The organism is bacterium, assembly GCA_035419245.1.
Lineage (GTDB): Bacteria > Zhuqueibacterota > Zhuqueibacteria > Residuimicrobiales > Residuimicrobiaceae > JAKPUX01.
Map to the genome: position 1 here is coordinate 522414 of DAOLSP010000002.1, position 9783 is coordinate 532196.

Consider the following 9783-nt stretch of genomic DNA (forward strand, 5'->3'; position numbering starts at 1 on the left):
AAACCCTAGTGGATGATAACCATCTTTTTCGACAGTGTCTGCTGGCCCGATTTCAAGACGCAGATGTAAACGCCGCTGCCAACCGTACGTCCGTTCTCATCCATTCCATCCCAGTCGACGGTATAGGCGCCGGGCGATTTTTCACCCTTGAACAGAATGCGGATCATCTGCCCCGTAATACTGTAGACGATCAGACTGGACTTATCCTTCCTGTCGATAGAAAACTGGATGGACGTGCGCGGATTAAAAGGATTGGGATAATTCTGCTGCAGGGCAAATTCATGCACCGGCTCGACTCTGTAATGCAAATCCGTTCGTAGAGAATCGACCGTAACAGAGCTGCCATAGCGATCGCTGATTTTCAGACTGCGGACGGTGAAGGGGGGCATTGGGCCTGTGAAGGTGATGGTGGCGAGGCTGCCGGATCCCTCAACGCCCTTGTTTGCGCCGTAGCTATAGGCGCCGATGGTGATCTCTTTTTTCTGATCGCCGTAAAGCGGGCCCAGTGCGACCGCCGAATTGCCCGATGCGGTCAATAAATTGCCGGGTGCAATGCCCGTCACGGTCATGGAGAGAGGAACGGTGAGGCGCATTTCGAAAGCGCCCAATTCGCGGGCGTTCTCGGCCAGAAGGTTAAAGCTGTTCGCAGAGGCTTTTTGCAGAAAGATCTGGACAGCCTGCGTGCTCGATGGCGCATCCGGCACCTGCATCAGATTTTGCGCCGGAATGGCCTGTTTCCACCAGGAGGCAATTAACTGCACATCAAAGACATCGATGTCTCCGTCGCCGAGTCCGCCGCGGTCGACATCACAGCTGGCCATGTATGCCGCTTCGCCTCTGGCGCTGGTCCAGTGTGCCGCCGCCTGTTGTGCATCAGCCTCATTGAGGGCGTTGTTGCCGTCGACGTCCGCCCAAAATCGCCCCGTTACCGTGATGTTGTTGCTCTCCAGCAACACCGGCACTTTTTGGCCGTTCGAATCACTCACCTTGGCGTCGCTCAGCTGGATGGCCGCTGTGCCTCGGGCCACTCCCTTGCAGACAACCTTGGCGATGATGCCGCTTCCGGAGAGACCAGGTGCCGTACCGACGCTGTAGGCCCCGAATGTAATCCGGCCCTCCCGCTGGTATAATTGGGGGCCCAGGGCGTAAAAAGTCCGTCCGGCATTGCTGATAAACGGCCCCAATCGTACGTCCGCTGCATTTTCAATGGCGACGACATTCCGGTCAAAGAACAGAATGAATTCAAAACCTGAGAAATCCACAGCATTCTCGACCTTGATGAACAGGGTATCCGTCTGGCCCACCTGGATCGCTCTTTGCTGAACATCCACTTTCATCTTTTTGTTCAGTGGCGGCGGAGGCGTCGGCGGCGTCATAACGTCGCCGGCGGAGGGCCCTGCGGGCGGCGGTGTATTGTCGATGAGCGGTTCGGCATCCTCGTTATCACCGATGCCATCGCCATCGCTGTCCAACACAGTGGAAACCTGAATGGAAATGGACGCGTCACTCCGGTTGCCATCACTGTCTCGCACGGTGAGGGTGATCAGGTGGTTCCCGGGAGTCAGACTGTCAGCGGACGCCGTGGAGCCTTTGCCCAACGGCCCGTCGATGCTGGATGACCAGGAAAAGGCATCCTCCGGCAGGGAGGGGTCTTCAAAATCGAATCCGTTACCGGAAAAAACAACCCGCCTGTTTCTATAGAACCGGGCCCCATTATCCGGAGAACTGATGAATATGGCAGGTGCCTTTTTGCCCAGGGTAAAAATATTATCGGAGACATCTTCGGTCGTATTAACGCCATCGCAGGCGAGCACCTTGATGAGGCCATCGCTGCTGCCGCCCGATTGTTCCGTGTTCCAGACATAATGGTTCCCCTCGACAAACATGGCCAGCACATCCCATGTCTTACCGCCATCCCGGCTGTAGAGCAAATTGAAGGTGAGCGGATCGTTATCCGCATCGGCCGCGATCCAGTTGATATTCTCTCGCGGCCCCAGGATTTCGCCGCCGTTGGGATAGGTCAAGGTCACCTGTGGCTTGTGGGCGGAAATGGAGATGGTGTGCAGCACCTCGGCGTCCTTTTTGATGACGATGCGGTTGGTGTTCGGATCATCCGGAATGACTTCGGCAAAATTGGCCAGGCCGGTTATGGGATCGACCGGATCCGACGGCACCGGATCGAAATATCGGATGTAGAGAACGCCGCCGCCCGCATTCTGCAATTCAATGCTGCAGGCACCCTGGTCTGGCGACCCCTCATCCGCGAAAGCCAGCGTGCGGCGCTCGCACTTGAGAAAGGAGATGTGGTTGTTCTGATCGATGCCGCCGGTAATGAAGAAATAGGCACCCATGGACTGGGCAACAGGCCTGGTCAGCGAGGCCGCCTCCTGCGACCACGAATCCAGGAGCTTTTTATACATATAGGCCGAAATCCACTCCCCATAATTGGTGTCATTTTTGCACGGCGAGTAACTCATAACATCATAATAATGATCGCGGTCCAGGATTTTCGTCCCATCCCAGCCATCGGCATCGATCAGGCCCAGATCACTGCCATGCTGCGGGTAGTCCTCATAATAGGGTCCATCGGTGCCGCAATTGTCGCGTACATGCGCCGCGCGCCGCAGTCCGTTATTCCAGACGCCTGTCAGCATATGGCCAACCTCGTGCGCCATGGTTTCTCCGCCCACGGTTTTCTTCACAGTCCAGTTCAGTCCATTGCGGCAGCCCCAGGCTTCATTGCGATATCCCCAGCCCTTGGATTTCCCGGTGGCATCTTTGCAGTCGAGCAACCAGCCGCACGGCGCTACTTCCCGGCAAACCAAACCATAGTATTTAGTATGCGGTGGGTCATCGATTAAGGTTTCCTGCAGCCACAAGTCAGTGACCAGCCGGGTGCCATTGGTGCTGCTCTCCGTCGGGTCGTAGGTGATCATGTCATCGGGCCGTTTTATCAAATTGATGCGGGCAAGGGGATAAATCCGTTCGACATATTTGACGGTGGCTTTGATATCTTCCATGCTCACCGGCGCGCAGGGGCTGTAGCTATCGACGTAGACGTTGGCGCAGGCGTAAACCGGCACAATCTTGAGGGTCAAATCCAGCGGCGGCTGAAAATGCAGTTGGATGCGCTGTGTCGTGACGAAATAGGTATCGCCGTTGGGCAGCTTGCAGGCGACGTACAGATTGAGATAGGGCGGCTTGTCAAAGATCCAGCTCCCCGGAATCGTGAAATTCAGCGTATGGGAGAGCTGCCGGGGATCGTATTCGGAGCGCGCCGGAACCTTGATCTGATTATCGAAAGGATAGACCCGATTGGGCTGAAGAATGCCATTATTATAGATATTCATCGGCAAGCCATTTTCGTACTCGAAGCGGATATAGCCCGAAGCGGCGATGACAATCCCCGCCGGCTGATCGGAATCGAGATGGACGCGGACCAGCGTGGCTTTGCCGGCGATCAACGGCACGCTGTTGGCTTCATCCTGCACCACCTGGACGAGTTCGACACGGCGCACCAGGATGTTGGTGGGACACGCATCACCGATGCCGTCATGATTGCTGTCCTTCTGATCCGGATTGGGAGTCAGCGGGCAATTGTCACAGAGATCGCCAACACCGTCCTTATCACTATCATCCTGAGCCTTATTATAGATCTGTGGACAGTTATCCAATGAATTGGAGATGCCGTCGCCATCGACATCGGGATCGCAGGCGTCGCCGATGCCGTCACCGTCGAGGTCTTTTTGATCGGCATTGGCAACACTCGGGCAATTGTCGCAGGCATTGCCCAATCCGTCCTTGTCGTCATCTTTTTGATCGGGATTAGCCTTGTCCGGACAGTTGTCGCAGAGGTCGCCCTTGCCGTCGGCGTCCTTATCTCGCTGATCGGGATTGTTTTGGGAAGGACAGTTGTCGCAGGCATCTCCCAGATGGTCCTTATCGGTATCAACCTGATCGCTATTGGACTTGTCGGGACAATTATCGCAGACATCGCCGACGCCGTCGTGATCCACGTCCGACTGATTGCTGTTCTTGGCGTCCGGACAGTTATCGACGCTGTTGGCTATTCCATCCCCATCGGAATCGGCCACCTGGGCATATTTGGTGACGAGGACATCGGTGTTGGCCTGGCTGGGCGGTGCATTGACGGAACCCACATTGCTGGTCACGTAGAGATAATTGCCGGCATCCAGATCGAGAGCCTTGACAGACCCGTCCAGGTCGTTCACTTCCCAAATGGGCGCGCCATCCGTACGATTCATTTTACGCAGCGAATGATCGATCGAGAGGATGATATTGCTCGAGCTGTCGAGAATCATCTCCCCCGGTTTGCCCGTGAAAAGCTGCACCCACTGCTGGGTGCCTGAACCATTGAACACCACCACAAAGCCTTTGTCTGGAAAAATCGGAGAATCGGAGGCGAAGCCGGCAATGAAAACGGAACCGGAGGCGTCGACGCTCATTTGCAGCACCCGGTCGTTATAATAGGGGTGCGAATACTGTTTTCTCCAGACTTGCTGAAAAGAGGCGTTGTATTTTATGATTTCGATGTCATCGTGGTAATAGGTGCCGGTGGAGGGATCGCTGGCCTGAACACTCACGAACCGGCTGATGTAATAGTTGCCGGCGGCATCGGCCGTAATTCTGCTCATGTTATAGTCCGAGGATTGGCCCAGGATGGTGCCGTCCGCTTTATACTTGACCGCTCCGGATGGTCCGATGACGCCGAGGTTGCCGCCATCATCCAGCACCATATCCACGGCAGCGTGCGCGATGAGATTGCGCCAGATTTCACCTCCGTCGCTGTCGCGCAATTTGACGACGACTCCGCCCTCGCCATAGGACGTGCTGCCCTGACGATAGGTATTGAATTGCCCGATCAGGTAAACGTTGCCGCTACCATCCACGACAAGGTCGATGGGCCGGTCCTGGGCGTATTGGCCAATGTTGGTATCGATGGTGCGGGTGACGGTATGGGTCCAGCCACCATCCCCCGATTTGCTGACGTAGATGAATTGACTACGCCCCGAAGTTTTGCTGCCGCTGGTATACTGATGGTCATTGACGTGCTCCTGCTTGCGCGCACCGACAGTGACACCCTTGGCGGTCGTCTGCGCCGTCCGATACTGGTCGATCATGAAAAAGAGATCGGTGATCGGGTAATCGCCCACCAGTTTTTGCGTACCCTGGACGTAAACATTGGCCTGGGCATCGAGACAGGTCCGGCCCGCCCAGTCGCTGCTGTAAAAGGTTCTGCCGGCTATCGTGCTGGTGCCATCGTAGCGCACCTCCCAAATTTTGGTCAGGGCATCCTGGGCGATCGTGGCAGTGATCCATCCCAGCAGGAGGGTTTCGATCACGGTGAGACCTGGGAAAACATACTTTTTCATTTCGACTCCATCATGGGGATCAGGGAAAAACAATATGGAGAGAAATCCGAAAACTTTTTGCTATTTTTGAATTCGAAGGAACAAAGAAAAATGGCGCTGGTGGAGTGGCTGAAAAGCCTTTCTTTGGTTTGGGTACCAAAGGGCTTCGTATGGCTGTTGCTTGCAGATTGGTGCTGTCAATTGAGGATAATGTCCGTTTATTATTAAATAGTCAATAAATATAACAATGTCAAATAATTTCTTGTTTTTAAAAGCATACATCAGGGTATTTTATGCTTGACAATTAATCATTTAATGCTAATATTCCAGGCAGGTATATACGACAGATTACCCGCAAAAACAAAGACGGCTCAGCCGTCACCGAGGTGCAGCTTGCTCATAGCCAGTGTAAACGAAAGCCTGAAAGCATAGATACGCGCCTATACCCGGCGATCAATCGATAACTCCATATATTTAAATTTATTATGCACTATTATATTACCTGTGGCTGTCGAAGGCAGGCTAACCTAATTCCAATAGAGTAAGCCATGAAATTCCCCGAAATTGTCTCTTTTACCTTGACAAACGCTTGCAACCTCAGGTGTCAGATGTGCGGCCAATGGAGCAGCGAGGGCTACATTACCAACAAAATCAAAGACCCTGTTCTGACTCCCAAAATGAAGCCGGAAGACTGGATAAGGCTTGTAGATGAAATGGCCGGCCACCCTGTCAAACTTGTTCTGGTGCGGGGCGGTGAGCCTTTTTTGTATCCCGGACTAATGGATATTCTCAGGTATATTAACAGCAAAGGAATGTTCATTGCGCTGGATACCAACGGCACCCTGCTGGAGAAGTACGCCGAAGAACTTGTTAGGATTGGCAACATGCACATAACCTTTTCGGTAGATGGACCCGAAGAAATACACGACACTGTGAGAGGAATCAAAGGAAGCTTCAAAAAGACCAAAGAAAGCATTCTGTTGCTGAATAAGCTGGATAATAAAGGTGTGATCAATAGGAATATTTGTTTTGTCATCAGCAGGTATTCGTACAAGGGATTGGGAGAGATGCCTTCTGTGGCCAAAAGCATGGGAATCAGGGAGGTGAATATTGTCCCCTGTTACTATGTGACTGAAAAGGTGGGCACTATCTATCAAAAAGAACTACAAGAAAATTTTGGCATGAATGCCTTTTCTTGGCAAGGATTTCATCAGGAGGGTTCCGGCATTGACCTGGTCGAATTCAGCAACCAGCTGCGAAACTACAAGGAAAATCTTGATGGCATTGCAAATGGAAACTACATGCCCCTGAGTGATGAAGAATATAAAATATGGTTCAGTGATCCGCTATTGCCGGTAGGTTCCGTGACTTGCAACAATCCTGAAAAACTCATGGATATTCAGCCTGACGGTGAAGCCAATTTTTGTATCGATTATCCCGATTATTCTTTCGGCAATGTCAGGGAAGCCACCATCGGTGAATTATGGAACAGCGAGGCAGCAGAAACATTCAGGAAGTACAGGCGCAGCAACCCTCTTGCCGTATGTTACCGTTGCGGCGCAAAATATGTGACTGCAGACAAGAATTAATTCGCGCAGCTATGCGCATGGGCAAGAGAAACCGGAAAGGAATATTTCAGGTCTCCGTCCTGAAGAGACCCGATGAGAAAGCGGGGATTACTTTAGCGTAATCTTTACAGCCCAATCACAGGATGAGATTTTCTTGCCTCCCGGAAAACGGTGCAATTCAATTGTACCAGACGCATCGGCCTTGACCGTAGTCCTGGCTATCCATTGACCATTAACTGTGTCAAACCAGTGAACCAGGTATTTCGTACCGGGAATAAAGTCATGCAGCACCGGTATCACCGATTCATTTTCGAAATAGAGCAGGGCGAAATCCTTTGCCGGTGTTCTCATCATATAGGCCCAACCATCCAGGCCGGCGGAGGGACTAGCGAGCGCTTTATCAGGTTCGACCCTGTTGCGCGCCGGCTCGAGCTGCTGGAATTTTTTTCCCTCCGATAATATAAACGTATTCAGATGTTTCATATAGCTTGCCGATTCGTACTTGAAGGCGGTCCAACTATGAGGCCTTGCTCCTTCAGGTTCGCCGGTTGTGGTCAAGTCATACGCCGCAGTGCCATGCACATGTCCACACAAGCCGCCCGACAGAACCGATCCGTACATTTGCGCACGGGCAAAATAATTATCGCGCGCCGAGTTGGCAGGAGGTCGCTCCCCGTTCGGTTTATTGATCTCATGGTCCCAGCCGGTATAATAGGGTTCAAAATTGATGGCCGGCAAGGGCGGCTTCAGGTAAAAGATGGTTTCGAGTGAATCCGCCACACGGTGGTCGCGCGGCTTGTTTCCTACACTGTGCAACGTAAGCCACGGACAATCCTGGTGGTGGCCGAAAACGGTAAAAGTAGAACTGCTGATCAAAGCAGTAACCGGTTGGCCAAAAGGGGGGGGACCATATTTTTTCAGATGGTAAACAAGCGCCTCATTGAATTCTTTTGCGCTTAGACTGAAATCCTTTGGAATCCAATCCAGGTGAATGCCGCTGAATACGATATTGAATGCGCCATAGCGGGAAATCAGATACTGGAAAAAGCGGGAAAAGCTTTCGTTGAAATCGAAATAGGCTTTCCAGGAGGGGCCGACATCTCTTCTTACCGTTTCGAGCAGGGCGGTGAAGCCGTTGGCTGATAAAAACTCCATTTTCCTGTCGAGACTTTTAAAGTATTCGGGGTTGATCCGGTCGAAATTGGCAACGCCTTGATGCTCCCGGGACATTTCAAAGGGAAGGTTTCCACATTCATCCCTCATATTCTTCGCGGTAAATGAGCCCCAATAGCTCGATCCACCGGAAGCATCCTCTCCTTTTGCACCTTTGACATCGTAACCGAATTTTTCCCAGGCATTTCTCAAATAAATCCCGTTTGAATCAGCATAGGTGCTGGGATAGATATCCGAATCCCAGTTCGGAAAGCAGGAAATCATGCTGACGGAATTGAATCCCTGTTGCTTGCGGTACATAACAGCATCTTCGAAACCCATTCCCGGCCCTGGAATATATCCTGGCGATGTCTGTGCATTCCTGAATGGCAAGCGCCAGGTAGAGCCGGCAAGCCAGGTATCGCCAACCATAAAGTAGGGAGTGCCGTCGGCATACACCCAGGCATGCCCGTTCGCAGAAGCGCGCAAAAATCCACGCCGGTTGGGATTTTCCTCTTTCTGCTGATCGCTCCAGGCCACTGCCTCGAAGCTGCCGGTTTTGCCGTTCAGCCCGTTATCATCCGGCTGGTTCGAATGGCTGATCCAATTCCACGTGCCGGGATTTTCAGCCGCAACTCGAACGAGAAAACTATTCCCGCCGTTCCAAAATCCATAAACCCGTTTGGAAAAACCGGGACCTGTGAGTTCCACCCAGCAGGTAACATCCTGGTAGTAATTGCTATAATCCTTTTCGGCTGTCAATGTTATCTCATGCATCTCCCAGACGTGTATCCTGGTATGGTTTCTTGCATCAGCACAGAGAGGATAGAATAGAAGAAGAAGAAAAGAGAACCGGTGAAAACCGGTCAAACAGAAAAATTTCATTGGTTTCTCCACGCGCACTCAGATTACCGGGCCAAATTAAAATGCAATTTTGCAGCGTATTTACCGGCCTGGTTTTCAGAAGCATAGAAAGAGGCGACTAATGCTCCCAGCGGTCGAACCAGTAATCCTTTTGTCTCACCGTTTATCAAGCGCTCCATCACCGGTCTGGAAATAGTAATGAAATTTGTAGCACCAACAGTTTGATGTTTCCCACCATTTTGTCTGGAACGTTCCAAACCATCGGTCAGACTCAGCAGCTGGTGGTTGGCGGATTTCACAACTATGCTTGAATATAGCTTTTTGCGGATTCGCGAGCAAGTCATTTGTAACCGCAGTGGCGATTTTGACCCTTGACGGGTTTGCCATAATTTTGTAGCATACGCTATATGCATAATCGTCAGTTTATTAACGGGCAAGGTATGGCGTGTGTGCTTCTGCGGCAAAAATGTACCGGCCCCGCAATCCGGAGGCTTCGCCCTTTTTCGCATTGGTGCGAGACCATTTTGACGCGTTCGAGCGAGTTTACGACGAGCGGTTCCAGCCGAAATATGGCTATTGGCGGCCGATCATTCGTACGGCCATCGACAAGTATGTAAAGTGCGGGGATCTGCGGGAGGGATTTGCGCGTGTGCGCTGCCCGGATTGCGGCAAAGAGTATTTCGTGGTGTTTTCGTGTCGGCAACGCTGCTGCTGCCCGTCCTGCGATCAGAAGCGGTCGCTGTTGTTGGGCCTGAGGCTGGCGGAGGAAGTATTTGCACCGGTTAGTCACCGGCAATGGGTCTTGACCATGCCGAAGCGGTTGCGAA

5 protein-coding genes are annotated in these 9783 nt (G+C 52.2%); 2 read left to right on the forward strand and 3 right to left on the reverse strand.

The features are described 5' to 3' along the window. Positions 1–5: 5 nt before the first annotated feature. A complete protein-coding gene (locus PLH32_05925) occupies positions 6–5393 on the reverse strand; it encodes a thrombospondin type 3 repeat-containing protein (protein ID HQJ64135.1) in 5388 nt (1795 codons plus the stop codon). Between the two features lie 527 nt (positions 5394–5920). On the opposite strand from PLH32_05925, the gene PLH32_05930 reads away from it, so the two are divergent. After that, complete coding sequence (locus PLH32_05930; protein ID HQJ64136.1) at positions 5921–6961, forward strand: radical SAM protein; 1041 nt, start codon at positions 5921–5923, stop codon at positions 6959–6961. A gap of 87 nt (positions 6962–7048) precedes the next feature. Here PLH32_05930 and PLH32_05935 read toward each other — a convergent pair whose 3' ends face one another. Together PLH32_05935 and PLH32_05940 are read right to left on the reverse strand one after the other, a co-directional pair. Beyond that, positions 7049–8977, reverse strand: a complete 1929-nt coding sequence (locus PLH32_05935) for a DUF5060 domain-containing protein (protein HQJ64137.1) — start codon at positions 8975–8977, stop codon at positions 7049–7051. 23 nt (positions 8978–9000) lie between these two features. Then, entirely contained in the window at positions 9001–9255 is a 255-nt protein-coding gene (locus tag PLH32_05940) for a hypothetical protein (GenBank protein HQJ64138.1), read from the reverse strand. A gap of 167 nt (positions 9256–9422) precedes the next feature. On the opposite strand from PLH32_05940, the gene PLH32_05945 reads away from it, so the two are divergent. Beyond that, the coding region (locus PLH32_05945; GenBank protein HQJ64139.1) for a transposase zinc-binding domain-containing protein at positions 9423–9783 on the forward strand (361 nt) is incomplete at its 3' end.